The sequence below is a fragment of the Agromyces sp. NPDC052230 genome, assembly GCF_040679595.1.
In the GTDB taxonomy this organism is placed as follows: Bacteria; Actinomycetota; Actinomycetes; order Actinomycetales; family Microbacteriaceae; genus Agromyces.
Window position 1 is genome coordinate 74,177 of record NZ_JBFAVC010000007.1, and the last position, 15,034, is coordinate 89,210.

General features: G+C 71.3%; 19 protein-coding genes. 8 read left to right on the forward strand and 11 right to left on the reverse strand.

Annotated features, from left to right (window positions below; all coding sequences use genetic code 11):
• Positions 1-6: 6 nt before the first annotated feature.
• The 4 genes from dapA to AB0K73_RS15645 form a co-directional block, all read right to left on the reverse strand.
• Positions 7-981, reverse strand: a complete 975-nt coding sequence (gene dapA / locus AB0K73_RS15630; RefSeq protein ID WP_360515311.1) for a 4-hydroxy-tetrahydrodipicolinate synthase — start codon at positions 979-981, stop codon at positions 7-9.
• Between the two features lie 195 nt (positions 982-1,176).
• Positions 1,177-2,052, reverse strand: coding sequence for a type IV toxin-antitoxin system AbiEi family antitoxin domain-containing protein (locus AB0K73_RS15635; RefSeq protein WP_360515516.1), 876 nt, complete (start codon positions 2,050-2,052; stop codon positions 1,177-1,179).
• Between the two features lie 234 nt (positions 2,053-2,286).
• Complete coding sequence (locus AB0K73_RS15640; RefSeq protein WP_360515308.1) at positions 2,287-2,838, reverse strand: dihydrofolate reductase; 552 nt, start codon at positions 2,836-2,838, stop codon at positions 2,287-2,289.
• Positions 2,835-3,644 (reverse strand): thymidylate synthase, encoded by an 810-nt coding sequence (locus tag AB0K73_RS15645; RefSeq protein ID WP_360515305.1) that lies wholly within the window; start codon positions 3,642-3,644, stop codon positions 2,835-2,837. The genes AB0K73_RS15640 and AB0K73_RS15645 overlap by 4 nt, the downstream gene beginning before the upstream one ends.
• 114 nt (positions 3,645-3,758) lie before the next feature.
• Here AB0K73_RS15645 and AB0K73_RS15650 point away from each other — a divergent pair, with 114 nt between their 5' ends.
• The 4 genes from AB0K73_RS15650 to AB0K73_RS15665 all read left to right on the forward strand — a co-directional run bounded on the left by AB0K73_RS15650 (position 3,759) and on the right by AB0K73_RS15665 (position 6,128).
• On the forward strand, positions 3,759-4,262 hold the full coding sequence (locus AB0K73_RS15650; RefSeq protein WP_360515302.1) for a thioredoxin domain-containing protein: 504 nt from the start codon (positions 3,759-3,761) through the stop codon (positions 4,260-4,262).
• A complete protein-coding gene (locus AB0K73_RS15655; RefSeq protein WP_360515299.1) occupies positions 4,249-4,719 on the forward strand; it encodes a DUF4395 domain-containing protein in 471 nt (156 codons plus the stop codon). The genes AB0K73_RS15650 and AB0K73_RS15655 overlap by 14 nt, the downstream gene beginning before the upstream one ends.
• 81 nt (positions 4,720-4,800) lie before the next feature.
• On the forward strand, positions 4,801-5,223 hold the full coding sequence (locus AB0K73_RS15660) for an OsmC family peroxiredoxin (RefSeq protein ID WP_360515296.1): 423 nt from the start codon (positions 4,801-4,803) through the stop codon (positions 5,221-5,223).
• Between the two features lie 2 nt (positions 5,224-5,225).
• Positions 5,226-6,128: a TIGR01777 family oxidoreductase gene (locus AB0K73_RS15665; protein WP_360515293.1), complete on the forward strand. Its 903-nt coding sequence runs from the start codon at positions 5,226-5,228 to the stop codon at positions 6,126-6,128.
• On the opposite strand, the gene AB0K73_RS15670 is transcribed toward AB0K73_RS15665, so the two are convergent.
• Both AB0K73_RS15670 and dapB read right to left on the reverse strand, forming a co-directional pair.
• On the reverse strand, positions 6,103-6,543 hold the full coding sequence (locus AB0K73_RS15670; RefSeq protein WP_360515290.1) for a hypothetical protein: 441 nt from the start codon (positions 6,541-6,543) through the stop codon (positions 6,103-6,105). The two genes, AB0K73_RS15665 and AB0K73_RS15670, sit on opposite strands and share 26 nt — an antisense overlap.
• On the reverse strand, positions 6,540-7,292 hold the full coding sequence (gene dapB, locus AB0K73_RS15675) for a 4-hydroxy-tetrahydrodipicolinate reductase (protein ID WP_360515287.1): 753 nt from the start codon (positions 7,290-7,292) through the stop codon (positions 6,540-6,542). Before dapB ends, AB0K73_RS15670 begins: the two co-directional genes overlap by 4 nt.
• Before the next feature lie 39 nt (positions 7,293-7,331).
• Between dapB and AB0K73_RS15680 the strand changes: the two genes are divergently transcribed.
• A complete protein-coding gene (locus AB0K73_RS15680) occupies positions 7,332-7,823 on the forward strand; it encodes a GNAT family N-acetyltransferase (RefSeq protein WP_360515284.1) in 492 nt (163 codons plus the stop codon).
• On the opposite strand, the gene AB0K73_RS15685 is transcribed toward AB0K73_RS15680, so the two are convergent.
• The 3 genes from AB0K73_RS15685 to AB0K73_RS15695 form a co-directional block, all read right to left on the reverse strand.
• Positions 7,811-8,413 (reverse strand): histidine phosphatase family protein, encoded by a 603-nt coding sequence (locus AB0K73_RS15685; protein WP_360515281.1) that lies wholly within the window; start codon positions 8,411-8,413, stop codon positions 7,811-7,813. The genes AB0K73_RS15680 and AB0K73_RS15685 overlap by 13 nt on opposite strands.
• A 35-nt stretch (positions 8,414-8,448) precedes the next feature.
• Positions 8,449-9,834 carry a pitrilysin family protein gene (locus AB0K73_RS15690; RefSeq protein WP_360515278.1) on the reverse strand — a complete coding sequence of 462 codons (1,386 nt, stop codon included), beginning with the start codon at positions 9,832-9,834 and terminating at the stop codon, positions 8,449-8,451.
• Positions 9,835-9,899: 65 nt separating this feature from the next.
• Positions 9,900-11,003 (reverse strand): aldo/keto reductase, encoded by a 1,104-nt coding sequence (locus tag AB0K73_RS15695; protein WP_360515275.1) that lies wholly within the window; start codon positions 11,001-11,003, stop codon positions 9,900-9,902.
• A 197-nt stretch (positions 11,004-11,200) separates the two neighbouring features.
• Between AB0K73_RS15695 and AB0K73_RS15700 the strand changes: the two genes are divergently transcribed.
• The 3 genes from AB0K73_RS15700 to AB0K73_RS15710 are packed head-to-tail and all read left to right on the forward strand — an operon-like array spanning position 11,201 to position 13,613.
• A complete protein-coding gene (locus tag AB0K73_RS15700) occupies positions 11,201-11,878 on the forward strand; it encodes a TetR family transcriptional regulator (RefSeq protein ID WP_360515272.1) in 678 nt (225 codons plus the stop codon).
• Positions 11,875-12,819, forward strand: coding sequence for an ABC transporter ATP-binding protein (locus AB0K73_RS15705; RefSeq protein ID WP_360515269.1), 945 nt, complete (start codon positions 11,875-11,877; stop codon positions 12,817-12,819). The genes AB0K73_RS15700 and AB0K73_RS15705 overlap by 4 nt, the downstream gene beginning before the upstream one ends.
• Positions 12,816-13,613: an ABC transporter permease subunit gene (locus AB0K73_RS15710; protein ID WP_360515266.1), complete on the forward strand. Its 798-nt coding sequence runs from the start codon at positions 12,816-12,818 to the stop codon at positions 13,611-13,613. Before AB0K73_RS15705 ends, AB0K73_RS15710 begins: the two co-directional genes overlap by 4 nt.
• 32 nt (positions 13,614-13,645) lie before the next feature.
• On the opposite strand, the gene AB0K73_RS15715 is transcribed toward AB0K73_RS15710, so the two are convergent.
• Together AB0K73_RS15715 and AB0K73_RS15720 are read right to left on the reverse strand one after the other, a co-directional pair.
• Positions 13,646-14,464, reverse strand: coding sequence for a CoA ester lyase (locus AB0K73_RS15715; RefSeq protein WP_360515263.1), 819 nt, complete (start codon positions 14,462-14,464; stop codon positions 13,646-13,648).
• Positions 14,461-15,027, reverse strand: coding sequence for a MaoC family dehydratase (locus tag AB0K73_RS15720; protein WP_360515260.1), 567 nt, complete (start codon positions 15,025-15,027; stop codon positions 14,461-14,463). Before AB0K73_RS15720 ends, AB0K73_RS15715 begins: the two co-directional genes overlap by 4 nt.
• Positions 15,028-15,034: the final 7 nt, after the last annotated feature.

A 15,034-nucleotide genomic window follows, 5' to 3' on the forward strand; every position in this document is an offset into this window, starting at 1 on the left:
GCGCGTTCAGCGCGTGGTGCCCGCGATCTTCGGCAACGCGCCACCTGCTGCGGCGTTGCGGTCGGGGCGGAAGTAGTGGAAGTCGACGCCGGGGATGCCCTGCACGAGGTCGATCTCGTCCTCGATGAGTGCGGCCTCCCACTCCTCGGGGCCGACGAGGGGCAGCCGCACGCGCGGGCTTCCGATGCGGCCGAGGCCGTGCAGGATGTACTTCGTCGAGACGGTGCCCGGCACGTGGGTCATCACGGCGCGCACGAGCGGTTCGAGGCGCCGATGCTCGGCGGTCGCGGCCTTCAGGTCGCCGCGGTTCACGGCGTCGACCATGGCGCGGTACGGTGCCGGGGCGATGTTCGCGGTGACGCCGATGAGGCCCGTCGCGCCGATCGACAGGTGCGGCAGCACGTTCGCGTCGTCGCCCGAGAAGTACATGAGGTCGGTCTGGTTGAGCACCCGGCTCACCTCGGAGAAGTCGCCCTTCGCATCCTTGATGGCGAGGATGTTCGGATGCTTCGCGAGCCGCAGGATGGTCTCGTACTTGATGGGCACGCCCGTGCGGCCCGGGATGTCGTAGAGGATGACCGGCAGGTCGGTGGCGTCGGCCACGAGCCGGAAGTGCGTGAGGATGCCGGCCTGGGTCGGCTTGTTGTAGTACGGCGTCACGATCATGATGCCGTCGGCGCCGGCCTCCGCCGAGTGACGGTACAGCTCGATCGCGTGGGCGGTCTCGTTGGAGCCGCCGCCTGTGATGATCTTCGCGCGCCCCGCGGCGACATCCTTGCCGACCTCGACGAGCTTGATCTTCTCGGGGTCGGTGAGCGTCGAGGTCTCACCGGTGGTGCCCGTGACGACGATGCCGTCGGCGCCGGCCTGGATCACGTCGTCGATGTGCTTCTCGACCCCGGCCCAATCGACCTCGCCGTCTGCCGTCATCGGCGTGACGAGCGCGACGAGCACCTGTCCGAAGGGGTTTTCCTGAGCCACGCCCTCCAGCGTATCGGTTCGCGCGCCGCGCCCCGCGCGCTGCCCGCCCTCGCTCCGGTCACGCAAGCTCATGTCCATTCCTGCGGATATACGATCCGCCACCCCGCGTTTGCGGCCGTCGGCTCGGTGTGGCGGATCGTATATCCGCAGATTCGTACACGAGGGCTGGTTCAACCCGCACCCGGAAGACGGACGTCAGGCGGAGCGGAGGCGCTCTGCCCAAGGGTCGAGATGCAGCGCCCGCGCGACCTTCGCCAGGATGGCCGCCTCCACGATGGGCCAGTCGTTCACGACCATGTCGTAGTCGAACCGGAGCGTGTCGAAGCCGTGGGTCGCCGCGACCACGTCGCGCAGGAGGTCTTTGTGGCGGCTCTCAGGGCCCTCGTGCCCGGGTCCGCCATCGACCTCGAGGATGAGCCGGTCGCCGAGCACGAAGTCGACGCGGCCGACCCCGGGGATCTCGACCTGCGTGCGAAGTGAGATGCCGAGCCGGTGCAGGCGGACTCTGAGAAGGGATTCGAGCCCGCTCTCGGAGTCCGATCGGGCGAAATCGACCAGCCAGCGCGCCGACTCCGTGATCCGCCCACGCAACTCCGCGCGACCGGCCCGGGTGAGCACCCGCTTGTGCAGGGCGGACTCGAGTGTGGCGAAGAACGCGTCGTCACCGTGGCATCCGCGAATCTGCAGGAGGGCGTCCACGAGGGACACCTCGGTCGAGGTGAACTGCAGGGCATTCCAGTGCTGTACGCACGTGCAGTCGTCATGCGGATGCGAGTGCCCGTTCGGCGGTAGCGACACGTGCACGATGTGGTCGAGCGGCAGCACCCAGAGCCCGCGTGACCTCGCCACGGAGACGCAGGCGAGCGCGCCGCCATGGCGGAGCGCGATCCGAACCGGACTGGGAAGGCCGGGGTCGGCATAGTGGCCCGATCGAACGCGGATGAGGCGTCCAGCCGCCACCGCCCGCCGAACTGACCGCGCATCGACACCGAGCGCCGCGAACTCGCGGGCGCGGATGGCGCCGCCGCTGCCGCGACAGACCGCGGCCACGTCGTCAGGGGTCCATCGCATGCTGCGCACGCGGCCATGCTGTGCCGCCCGACGATCAGTCGCCTCGACGCGAGCCGGGATGTGCAACCCGGCTCCGGTCGGCCGCACGTGGAGGACGAGTCATCCGTCCGTATCTGCGGAGATACGATCCGGCACGCCGTCTCCCGGCCGAGATTGGCGGCGCGCCGGATCGTATCTCCGCAGAAGCGTGCAGTCACGGGCGCGCGCGGGCGGCGCGTGCGGGCGCGCGAGGGATCAGGCGCGGGTGCAGCGGAGGAAGCGGTACCGGATGCCGCTCGTCGACGTGTGCCAGCCCTCGGCCGGGTCGACGTCGGCGACCTGCCACGAGCCGTCGACGGCGGGCCCGAACGTGTCGCCATCGACGGCGAGGTCGAGCTCGGTGACCTCGAGGCGGTCGGCTCGATCCATCACGGCGGCGAAGATCTCGGCGCCGCCGATCACCCACACAGTGTCGGACGGCGTCGTGTCGGATGCCGCGAGCGCGAGCGCCTCGTCGACGGATCCGGCGACGTCGGCGCCCTCGTCCGACCAGCCGGTCTGCCGGGTCACGACGATGTTGCGCCGTCCGGGCAGCGGACGGAACCGCGGCGGCAGCCCGTCCCACGTCTTGCGTCCCATGACCACGGGCGCGTCGCCGGTGAGCTCCTTGAAGTGCGCGAGATCCTCGGGCACGTGCCACGGCATGCCGCCGCCGGCCCCGATCACACCGCCGCGCGCCTCGGCCCAGATCAGCCCGACCTCGGGCCCGGCGGCATCCGTCTCATCCGCGAGATCGGCGCCGCTCATACGGCGACGGCCGCGCGGATCGCCGGGTGGTGCCGGTAGTCCTCGACGACGAAGTCCTGGAACGCGTAGTCGAGGATCGAGTCGGGCCGTCGGGCGAAGCGCAGCGTCGGCGCCGGATACGGCGAGCGCGACAGCTGCTCGGTCACCTGCTCCAGGTGGTTGTCGTAGATGTGGCAGTCGCCGCCGGTCCACACGAAGTCGCCGACCTCGAGCCCGGTCTGCTGCGCCACCATGTGCGTGAGCAGGGCGTACGAGGCGATGTTGAACGGCACGCCGAGGAAGAGGTCGGCGCTGCGCTGGTACAGCTGGCACGACAGGCGCCCGTCGGCGACGTAGAACTGGAAGAACGCGTGGCACGGCGCGAGCGCCATGCGCGGGATGTCGGCCGGATTCCACGCCGAGACGATGAGCCGCCGCGAGTCGGGGTTGCGCCGGATCTCGTCGACCACCTGCGTGATCTGGTCGATCGTCTCGCCCGAGGGCGTCGGCCAGGAGCGCCACTGCACGCCGTAGACGGGCCCGAGCTCGCCCGAGGCATCCGCCCACTCGTCCCAGATGGTCACGCCGTGCTCCTGCAGCCAGCGAACGTTCGACTCGCCGCGCAGGAACCAGAGCAGCTCGTATGCGACCGACGGGAAGTGCACGCGCTTGGTCGTGACGAGCGGGAAGCCCTGTGAGAGGTCGAACCGCAGCTGGCGCCCGAAGACGCTTCGGGTGCCCGTGCCCGTGCGGTCGGACTTGGGGGTGCCGTGCTCGAGCACGTCGCACAGGAGGTCCTCGTAGGGCGTGGGAATCGTCTCGGCCATCGCGTCGATGCTACTCGCGCGAGGCGTTGGGTGGGCGGATGCCTCGGGCGCGCCGCGCACGTCACGCACCGTCACACGCGGCCGGCCGCAGGCGGTGCGCCGTAGCATCGCGACATGGACTGGCTCACGGCGATCATCGCGGGCCTCGGCCTGCCCGCCCTGGCCACGGCCATCGGCCTCGCCTGGCGGGCACGCACGGGTCGACTGCACGAGACGCGCGAGACTCGGAGCGTCGGCGGCGGCGACGGCGACGGCGGCGGTACCCGCAACGGCTCGGGCGTTGGCCCGACGGATGCCGCTGCGCTCGACCTCTCCCCCACGGCGCTCGGGTCGTCGGCGACGCTCGTGCAGTTCTCGACCGAGTACTGCAGCCGGTGCCCCGCGACCGCGCAGCAGCTCGCGGGCGTGGCGGCCCGATACGACGGCGTGCGGCACGTGGAGGTCGACCTCACCCACCGCGCCGACCTCGCCGACCGGTTCCGCGTGCTGCAGACGCCGACGACGCTCATCCTCGACGCACGGGGTCTCGCGAGCGCCCGCATCGGCGGCGTCCCGCGCCTCGACGCGGTGCACGAGCACCTCGAACGACTCACCCGGAGGACCCATGTCGCATCCTGAACGCACGGGCATCGACGCCGGCATCGATCCTCGCGGTCCCCGCTTCACGGCGAGCGTCACGGCGGTGCTGCTGCTCGCCACGGTGGTGCTCGGCGTCGGCGGCGCCACCCTTGCCGCCTGGATCCTGCTCACGGTGATCAGCCTCGTGTTCGCGTGGAGCGCCGTGGCCGGCATCCGCCGGAACCCGTTCGCGCTCGTGTTCCGCTCGCTCGTGCGGCCCCGGCTCCGCCCGCCCGCCGAGCTCGAGGACCCACGTCCGCCGACGTTCGCGCAGGGCGTCGGATTCGTGGTCACGATCGTGGGCGTCATCCTCGGGCCGCTCGGCGTGGCAGCAGCAGTGCCGATCGCGGCGGCCGCGGCGTTCATCGCCGCGTTCCTCAACGCGGTGTTCGGGTACTGCCTCGGCTGCCAGCTCTACCTGCTGCTCGTGCGTGCGCGCGTCATCGCCAGGACCTGAACCGGACGCGGCAAGGACCTGACCGCGGCGGCATCCTCCGGGCTAGGCTGGGAGCCCGGCTCGAGGAGGAGGACCACCATCATGGCACTGACCAGCGAAGCGACCGCCATCTGGAAGGGCACGTTGTTCGAGGGATCCGGGGATGTCGCCCTCGACTCCTCGGGGCTCGCCACGTTCCCCGTGAACTGGAAGGCCCGCACCGAGGGCGTCGCCAACACGACCAACCCCGAGGAACTGCTCGCAGCGGCGCACTCGTCGTGCTTCTGCATGGCCCTCTCCCTTGCGCTCGCGCAGGCCGGCCACCCGGCCGAGAGCATCCAGACGACCGCCGCGGTGACATTCGAGGCCGGAAAGGGCGTGCTCGGCAGCCACCTGCTCGTGAGCGCGCGGGTCCCCGGCATCACCGAGGAGGAGTTCGAGGCCTTCGCCGAGGACGCGAAGGAGAACTGCCCGATCTCGCAGGCGCTGTCCATCCCGATCACGATCGAAGCCGAGCTCGCCTGACCGTGCGGGTGCTCATCGCCGGTGCGTCCGGCTTCATCGGGACCGCACTCGTCGACCTGCTGACGGCCGACGGTCACGAGGTCGTGCGGCTGGTGCGGCGCCGAGCCCATGGTCCCGACGAAGCGTCGTGGTCGCCGGCCTCTGGCATCATCGACTTCGGGGTCATGGATCGGGTCGACGCGGTCGTGAACCTCTCGGGGGCGTCGCTGTCGCGGCTGCCGTGGACCAAGGGCTACCAGGGCGAGATCCTGGATTCCCGTGTCACGGCGACGCGCACCCTCACCGAGGCGATGCACAAGGCGAAGCGCCCGCCGACCGTGTTCCTCAGCGCCTCGGCCGTCGGCTTCTACGGCAACCGGCCCGGCGAGCTGCTCACGGAGTACTGCGCCGCCGGCTCGGGCTTCCTCCCCGAGGTGGTGCAGCGGTGGGAGGCCGCGGGGATGCTCGCCCCGAGCGAGACCCGCACCGCGATCTTCCGCACCGGCATCGTCATCGGTCATGGCGGGGCCATGCAGCGCGTCAGCACGCTCACGCGGCTCGGGCTCTCCAGCCGGCTCGGCACCGGTGGCCAGCACTGGCCGTGGATCTCGCTGCACGACGAGGTGGCGGCCATCGCGCACCTGCTCTCGTCGAACCTCGCGGGCCCCGTGAACCTCGTGGGACCCACGCCGGCGACCGCCGACCGCATCATGAACGCGATGGCCGAGCGGATGAACCGGCCCTACGCGTTCGCGGTGCCCGAGCGCATGCTCGGCCTCGCCCTCGGGCGTGCGGCCGACGAGCTCCTGCTCTCGAGCCAGAAGGTGCGTCCGCAGCGGCTGATCGATGACGGATTCCGCTTCACCCACGTGACCGTCGAGTCAGCGCTCGACGACATGCTCAGCGCTCCGCGCGCTCGAGCGTGATCGCCTGGCGCACGGCGCCCCGCGCCCGTCGACGATCGCCCGCCGCGTCGTAGGCGAGCCCGAGGCGCAGCCACGCCCGCCAGGATTCGGGCTCGGCCTCGGCCGCCGCCCGGAACGCATGGAACGCGGCATCCGCCGGCGCCCGCTCGGGCCGCCCGCTCGGGGTCAGGGGGATGCCCAGGTCGAGCCCATCCTCGGCCTCGAGCCGCCGCACGAGCGCCTGCGAGCGCACGCCGAACATGATCTCGCGCCAGAGCGCCCACGCCGCGATGACCGGGAGCACGATGAGCGCGACGCCCATGGCGACCGCGATCGGTTCGCCCGTGCCGAGGAACTGCATGGCCCGCCAACCGACCAGCACGATGTAGAGGGCGAGGAGCACGGCCATGATGATGGCCCCGACCTTGGCGCTCATGCGGTGGTGCCGGGGATGCCCAGGTCGAGCAGGGCGTCGAGCCCGACCGTCACGCCGGTCGCCCGGGGTGCGTGGCGGAGCGCCAGGAGGATGCCCTGCTCGTAGGCCGACGGCGATGCGGTGGAGTGCGAGATGGTGAGCGTCTCGCCGTCACCGCCCAGGATCACGCGCTGCTCGGCGGTCACACCGGCGAGGCGCAGGCTGTGCACCGGCACTCCCGACACCAGTTGCCCGCGCGCCCGCTGGTCGGCGTGTGGTGCGGCAACGGGGCCCGCGTCGCCGCGCGCCTCGCCGATGAGCTCGGCCGTGCGCACCGCGGTGCCCGACGGCGAGTCCACCTTGCCGGCGTGGTGCGCCTCGACGATCTCGATCGAGTCGAAGTAGGGGGCGGCGAGTGCCGCGAACGCGGTGCCGAGCACGCTGCCGATGGAGAAGTTCGGGATGAAGAGCACGGGCCCGGCGTCGTCGTGCCCGCGCACGAATGCGGAGATCTCCGCGATGCGATCGCGCGACCAGCCCGAGGTGCCCACGACGACGGGGATACCGGCGCCCGTGGCGAACTCCACGATGGCGGCGCTGGCGGCCGGATGGGTGACGTCGAATGCGACATCCGCGCCGAGCATCTCGTCGAGGCTCGACCGGGAGGTGAGCGCCGCGTGCAGTTCGAGGTCGTCGGCCTCCTCGATGAGCCGAATCGCCAACCGCCCCATCCTGCCCGTGGCCCCGGCCACGGCGACCCGTATCGTCACCGCTTCACCCTAGCAAGACCGCGGTCGTAGGCTGTCGGGATGCGGTTCCGTGAAGTCGACGTGGCAAGCGACGAGGCGCACACGCTGCTGGATGCGTACTTCGCCGAACGCGCAGCCGGGTTCCCGGCGGCGCAGGGCGAGTACCGGCCCACCTACCCGACCGCCGAGCAGTTCACGCCCCCTGCGGGTGCGTTCCTCGTCGTGGAAGACGACGACGGCGGCGTCATCGGATGCGGCGGGGTGCGCCGCATCCAGCGCCGGCCCGAGACGCTCGAGGTGCGTTTCGAGATCAAGCACCTGTGGCTCCGACCCGAGGCGCGCGGTCGCGGTTTCGGCCGACGCATCCTCGACGAACTGGAGCGTCGCGCCACCGGATTCGGCGCCGAGGAGCTCGTGCTCGATACCAACGCGAGCCTGGAGGCGGCGGGCGGCCTCTACCGGTCGAGCGGCTACGCCGAGGTCGCGCCGTACAACGAGAACCCCAACGCCACGCACTGGTACGCGAAACGCGTGCAGCCTCAGACCAGGTAGGGCTCGGGCATCCCGGTGCGGAGCTCGGGCGGCAGGTGAGCGAGGTCGTTGTGCGTGACGAGGCTCCACGGCCGACCCGACTTCTGGGTGAGCACCGTGAGGCCGCAGTTCGCCTGGTTGATCGAGAGCCAGCGCCAGTCGGGGGCTCCGAGTGCTTCGCGCACGAGCCATGCGATCACGAAGTTGTGGGTGATCAGCAGGTCGTGGCGGTCCTCGCGGTGCGAGCGCAGGAATTCGGCCGCGGCATCCGCCATCTGGGCGCTGCCCGCCTCGATCTCGGCCTCGGTGACCGATCCGAAGAACGGGTCGTAGACCTTCGGGGTCTCCGGCGCGGGACCCGACGGGATGCAGTCGAAGAGCAGTGCCGAGGGCTCCGGCGTCAGCGCCGGCATCTTCGCCGCGATGATGGCAGCCGTCTCGGCGGCCCGCTGCAGCGGCGAGTGCCACGCGTGGTCGAACGGCACACCGCCGAGCCGTTCGGAGAGCAGCTCCGCCTGACGCCGCCCACGGGGTGAGAGCGGTCCGTCGGGCATGCCGTGCTGGGCGTCGAGCTGTTCCCCATGGCGGACGAGGTAGAGGTGATGGGGCACGTTCCTGCTTCCTGGTGCGACGTCGTTGTCGGGCGTCAGGCGACGCCGAGGGACGGCGCGGCCCGATCGACCGCTCCGTTGAAGGCAGATTCCTCGGTCGCGCCGACGGCGACCAGGGAGAACGGCCTGGCGACGAGGTCCTGCGCGAGCGCCTGCACGTCGTCAGCGGTGACGAGCGCGATGCGTCGGAGGGACTCGTCGAGGTCGATGAACTCGCCGAGGGTCAGCTCGGCTCGTCCGAGTCGGGACATCCGGGTATCGGAGTCCTCGAGGGCGAGGGCGGATGCCCCGCCGAGTTGCCCCGCGGCCCGGTGGAGCTCATCGGGGGTGATGCCGTGTTCGGCGACGCGTTCGAGCTCGCTGCGCATGAGCGCGGCGACGGTGCTCGCCTTCGCGGGGGCGCAGCCGGCGTACATGCCGAACAGCCCGGCGTCGGAGTAGGCGGGGGCGAACGAGTAGACCGAGTACGCAAGCCCACGGCGCTCGCGCACCTGCTGGAAGAGGCGCGACGACATGCCCGAGCCGAAGGCGGCGTTGAGCACGCTCATCGTGGAGCGGCGCTCGTCGGTGGCGACCAGCCCCGGAACGCCGAGCAGCAGGTTGACCTGCTCGATGGGGCGTGGCACGACCGTGACGGCCGGACCGGTCTCGAGCACGGCGGGAGCGCTGTCGCGCCGTTCGACCGGGGCGGACTCGACCGTGAGATCCCACCCGGCGCGCGTGAGCCCGCGCTCGAGTTCACCGACGAGCACGTCGTGGTCGACGGCGCCCGCGACCGTGACGACGAGGTCCTGCGGCCGGTAGCTCGAACGGTAGTGCGCCCACACCGCCTCGCGCGTGGCCGCACGGATGGTGGCAGGGTCGCCGCCGATGGGCCGTCCGAGCGGATGCCGCCCCAGCACGGCCTCGAAGAAGCGCTCGTTCGCGACATCCGCCGGGTCGTCGCCGGCCATCGAGAGCTCCTCGAGGATGACTCCGCGCTCGTTGTCGAACTCGACGGGATCCAGCAGCGACGACGTGAACATGTCGGCGAGTACGGCGACGGCCATCGGCAGGTCGCGGTCCTGCACCTTGGCGTAGTAGCAGGTGTACTCCTTCGCCGTGAGCGCGTTGTGCTCGCCGCCGACGGCATCGAAGGAGATGGCGATGTCGAGCGCCGTGCGCTCGGCCGTGCCCTTGAACAGCAGGTGCTCGAGGAAGTGGGTGGACCCGTAGGTCGCCGGCACCGTGCCATCGGCGTGCTGCTCGTCTCGTGAGCCGACGGCGACCCAGAACCCGACCGTGACGCTGCGGCTGCCGGGAACCTGTTCGCTCAGCACGCGCACGCCCGACGGGAGCACGCTACGCCGAACCACGGCGTCACCGGCGGCGGTGAAGGAGAGTTCGGCCTGGCCGAGGGGGAGGTCGACAGCGCCGTTCATCCAGTCCAGCCTATGCCACGGGGGCGGGAACGGCGCCCGGTGGTCGAGTGGCCCCGCCGCTCGGCTCAGGCGGAGGCGCGGTCGAGTTCGACGATCTCCGAACGCTGCAGGTCGACGGATGCCGCGGCCACGAGCGCCTCGACCTGCCCGGGCGTGGTTGCACTCGCGACGGGCGCCACGACGGTCGGCTTGGCGAGGAGCCACGCGAGCGCGACGGTCGCGGGCTCGACCCCGTGCGCGAACGCGATCTCATCGAGCGCGGCGAGCACGCGGTACCCGCGACGGCCGAGGTGGCGTGCGACGCGCTCGCCGCGGGCATCGCGGCGCACGTCGGCGCGGCGTCGCACGCGGCCGCCGAGGAAGCCGTTCGCGAGCGCGAAATACGGGAGGACGGCGAGGTCCTGGGCGTGCGCGACCAGTTCGGTGGCGCCCTCGAACGGACGCCGTTGCATGAGGTTGTAGGAGGTCGTGAGCACCTCGAACCGCGGCAACCCGTTCGCAGCAAGGACGCGTGCCTCGATGAGCCGCTCGGGCGGGAAGTCGGAGGCGCCGAGTGCGCGCACCTTGCCCTCGGCCACGAGCGCCCCGATGGTGCCGAGGCTCTCCTCGAGCGGCACGGCGGGGTCGTCGCCGTGGAAGAACAGCACGTCGATGCGGTCGGTACGAAGGCGCGTGAGCGAGTCGTCGACGGCGGCGCGGAGCTCCGACGGCGCGAGGCCGGGGTGGTCGGCGTGGCGTCCGACCTTGGTCATGACATGCACCCGGTCGCGGCAACGGCGTGAGGCCAGCCAGGAGCCGATGATCGATTCGCTGCGGCCGGCCGAATAGCTGTCGGCCGTGTCGATCAGGTTTCCGCCGATGCCGGCGAAGCGGTCGAGCACCTCGAACGCCGCGTCGGGGCCGAGGGTCCAGCCGAAGGTGCTGGCGCCGAGGGCGAGGGGATGCGTGGCGATGCCGGTGTCGCCGAGGCTCCGGCGCACGGGTACGGTGATGGGGCCCGAGAGCGGGTTCGACTCCACCGTCTCGAGCCGGACCACCGGCCCGCTCGCGGACGTGGCCGGCTTGGGATTCCACGCCGGGGCGTCGATCGCGACCGAACGCTCCTCATCGGCGAGCAATGCCCCCATGCCGCCCGCCACGTGCGCTCGGTAGCTGTGCCGTCGTGCCACGCGCTCCTCCTCCCCAGGATTGATTCGACGATACGGCCTCGGGGTACCTGTCCCCCGACGGCACGCGCGAACCGTTACCGAATCGTTTGCGTTGTGTGCGTGTATGTCCCCCGAATGGGCGTAGTTCACCGCTATGAGTCCCACAACGGAGGACCGCTTCTTGCGGATCGACTGAACGTGCGTTTAGGATGATGAACGTGCGTTCAGTTCCGCTCGAAGATGCCACCGCCGCGGCTCGTATTCGCGAGGCCGCGATCGTGCGCTTCGGACGGCAGGGATACGAGCGCACGAGCGTGCGTGAGATCGCCGCCGACGCCGGCGTCTCGCCCGCGCTCGTCATCCACCACTTCGGGTCGAAGGAGGGCCTGCGCACCGCCTGCGACGAGACCCTCGTGCGCGAGCTGATGACCGAGAAGGCGAAGACCCGGGCGCCGGCCATCGCGGAGACCATGCGCGAGTGGCTCGACCGGCCCGAGCGGTTCGGCGCCTACATCGACTACTTCGCCACGATGCTCTCCGAGGGCAGCGAGGGCGGCAACCGCCTCTTCGACCGATTGCTGCGCGAGACGGCGACGATGCTCGATGAGGGCGTCGCCGACGGCACCATGCAGCCGTCGGCCGACCCCGAGATGCGCGCGATCATGATCACCCTCAACGGCCTCGCTCCCCTGCTCCTGCGCGACCAGCTCGTACGGGTCCTCGGCGTGCCGCTCTCGAGCCCGGCGGCGGTGCAGCGGATGACCCTGCCGATCCTCGAGCTCTACACCCACGGGCTCTACGCCGACAGCCGCATCCTCGACGCCGTGCGCGCCGCGCTCGAGGGCGAGTCCCCCACTCAGGCACCCACCTCACCCGATTCCGAAGGACCGGCATGACCGAACATTCCGCCGCCGTCACGACGCGCGGCCTCACCAAGCGCTACGGATCGCACACCGCGCTCCACGGCATCGACCTCGACATCCGCCGCGGCAGCGTATTCGGGATGATCGGCCCGAACGGGGCCGGCAAGACCACGACCATGCGACTCCTCCTCGACATCATCCGCCCGACGGGCGGCGAACTCCGCGTGCTCGGCGAGAGCCCGGGCGCCGGCGGAGCGGGCCTGCGGCGCCGCGTGGGCTACCTGCCCGGCGAGCTCCACCTCCAGGCGCGGGTGCGCGCGCGCGAACTGCTCGCGCACTACGCCGAGATCTCTGGCGACGTGCGTCCCGGCACGGTCGAGTCGCTCGCCGAGCGCCTCGGCCTCGACCTCGGCCGCCCGGTGCGCAGCCTCTCGAAGGGCAACAAGCAGAAGGTCGGTCTCATCCAGGCCTTCATGCACGAGCCCGAACTCCTCGTGCTCGACGAGCCGACGAGCGGCCTCGACCCGCTCGTGCAGCAGGAGTTCCACGCCATGCTGCGCGAGGCCAAGGCGAAGGGCCAGACCGTATTCCTGAGCTCCCACGTGCTGAGCGAGGTGCAGCAGACGGCCGACGACATCGCGATCCTGCGCTCGGGGCGCATCGTGAAGCAGTCGACGGTCGCGGCCCTCCGCGAGAGCGCGCTGCGCCACGTCCGCGTGGTCGTGGACGAAGCGGATGCCGCGGCGGCGCGTACGGCGATCGCCGCGTCGCCCGGCGTGGGCGAGATCACCGAGGTCGCCGATCCCGACGGCACGCGTTCCCTCACGACGACCCTCGACTCGCACGTCGATGCGTTCGTGAAGGCGATCGCGCCCGTGGCGCTCGTCGACCTCACGGTCGAGGAGCCCGACCTCGAGGAGACGGTGCTCGGCTTCTACGGATCCGAGGCCCGGGGAGAGGAGGAGGAGCGATGAGGCGCGTACTCCCCCTGTTTCGGCGCAACCTGGCCGACACCTGGCGCGGGCTCGTCGGCTGGACGATCGGCATCATGGCCGCCCTGTTCCTCTACCTGCCGCTGTACCCGTCGATCGCCGGCAACGGGCAGATGCAGGACATCCTCGCCTCGCTGCCTCCCGAGCTCGTGCAGACGCTCGGCTACGACGACATCACCTCGGGCCCCGGGTACGCGCAGGCGACCTTCTTCGGCCTCATCGGCTTCGTGCTCGTCACGATCGCCGCTGTCGGCTGGGGTACCGGTGCGATCGCGAACGACGAGGAAAACGGCCAACTCGAACTGACCCTCGCCCACGGCGTCACGCGAGGGCAGCTCTTCGCCGAGCGCACCGCCGCAGTGCTCGTGAAACTCCTCTGGCTCACGCTCGTTGCGGTCGCGGTGGTGCTTCTCCTCAACGAGCCTGCCGAGCTGGAGATCCCGCTCGACGGCCTGATCGCGGCCTCCACGGCCTTCTTCGGACTCGTCTCGCTCAGTGCGGCGGCGGCGATCTCCGTCGGCGGCATGACCGGGCGGCGCACCTGGGCGCTCGGCGCGGGCGCCGGCGTCGCGGTCTACGGATACGCAGTCAACGCGCTCGGCAACCAGAACGAGGACTTGGCGTGGCTGCACGACTGGTCGCCGTACAGCTGGGCCTACGCCGAGGACCCGATGTCCGAGGGGTGGGTCGGCCCGATCTGGCTGCTCTTCGCAGTCGCCGCGGCGCTGCTGCTCGTCGGCTGGCTCGTGTTCCGGCGGCGCGACGTGGCCGTGTGAGGCATGGCGTGCGGCGCGTGCGGCAGGCTCGCTCAGCCGCCCGCGCGCCGGACGATCGCCTCGGCCTGGCGCAATACGGGCGCGTCCACCATTCCGCCGCGGAACGTGAAGACCCCGCGGCCCTGCGCTCGTGCCTCGTCGAGCACGTCGCGCGCCCACGCGATCCGCTCGGGGCTCGGCCGGTACGCGTCGCGCACCACCTGGACCTGGGTCGGGTGGATGCACGCCGTCGCCGCGAACCCGAGCGCCGCGGCATCCTCCGCCTCGGCGGCGAGCCCGTCCGCGTCGCCGATGTCGAGGTGCACGGCATCGATCGCCGCGATGCCGTGGGCGCCGGCGGCGAGGAGCACGCGTGAGCGGGCGTAGGTCGCCACGTCGCGGAACCGGCCGTCGGCGTGGCGGCTCGAGGAGCCGCCGAGGGACGCAACGAGGTCTTCGGCACCCCACATGAGGCCCGACACGTTCGGCAGGTCCGCGAGCGCCTCAGCCGCCACGACGCCCCGTGCGGTCTCGCAGAGCGGGATCACCTCGAGCTCGGCCAGGTCGACGAGGTCGGCCGTGCCCTCGCACTTGGCGAGCATGACGGTGCGGTAGTCGGTGGCCAGCACCGCCGCAAGGTCGTCGGCGAAGTGCGGCGTCGAGGCCGGGTTGACCCGCACGATGACCCGCTCGGGGTCGAGGTTCGACTCGACGAGCGCGAGCCGCGCCTCGTGCTTGGCACCCTCGGCGACGGCATCCTCGAGGTCGATGATCACGGCGTCGGCGCGGTCGGCGGCCTTCTCGTAGCGGTCGGGGCGATCGGCGGGGCAGAACAGCAACGCCGGCCCGAAGCGGAACGACGGGTGCGTCACCGGTCGGCTCCGTCGGCGGTGACGGCTGCCCCGCCCGCACGAGATTCACCGGATGCCCCGCCGGCCCCCGCTGCCCGCTCGCCCGCCTCGCGGGTCCACACGAGCATGGTGCGCGATGCCGTGGCCACGACCACGCCGTCCTGGTTGCGGGCGGTGTGGGCGAGCACCACGATGCCCTCGCCCGGCCGCGACGACGACAGCCGCTTCGACTCGACGACACTCTCGCCGTAGAGCGTGTCGCCGACGAAGACGGGATGCGGGAACGCGACGGCGCCGAAGCCCAGGTTCGCCACGAGCGTGCCGCGGGTGAGTTGGCTCACCGACTGCCCCACGAGCGTCGACAGCGTGAACAGCGAATTGACGAGCGGCCGCCCGAACGGCTGTCCGGCCGACCAGGCCGCGTCGAGGTGCAAGGGCTGCGGGTTCATGGTCAGGGTGGTGAACAGCACGTTGTCGGCCTCGGTGACGGTGCGGCCCGGGCGGTGCAGGTAGCGCACGCCCTCCTCGAACTCCTCGAACCAGAGTCCTCGCTCAACGACCTCGCGCATGGGGACGTCCGACATGATGAAC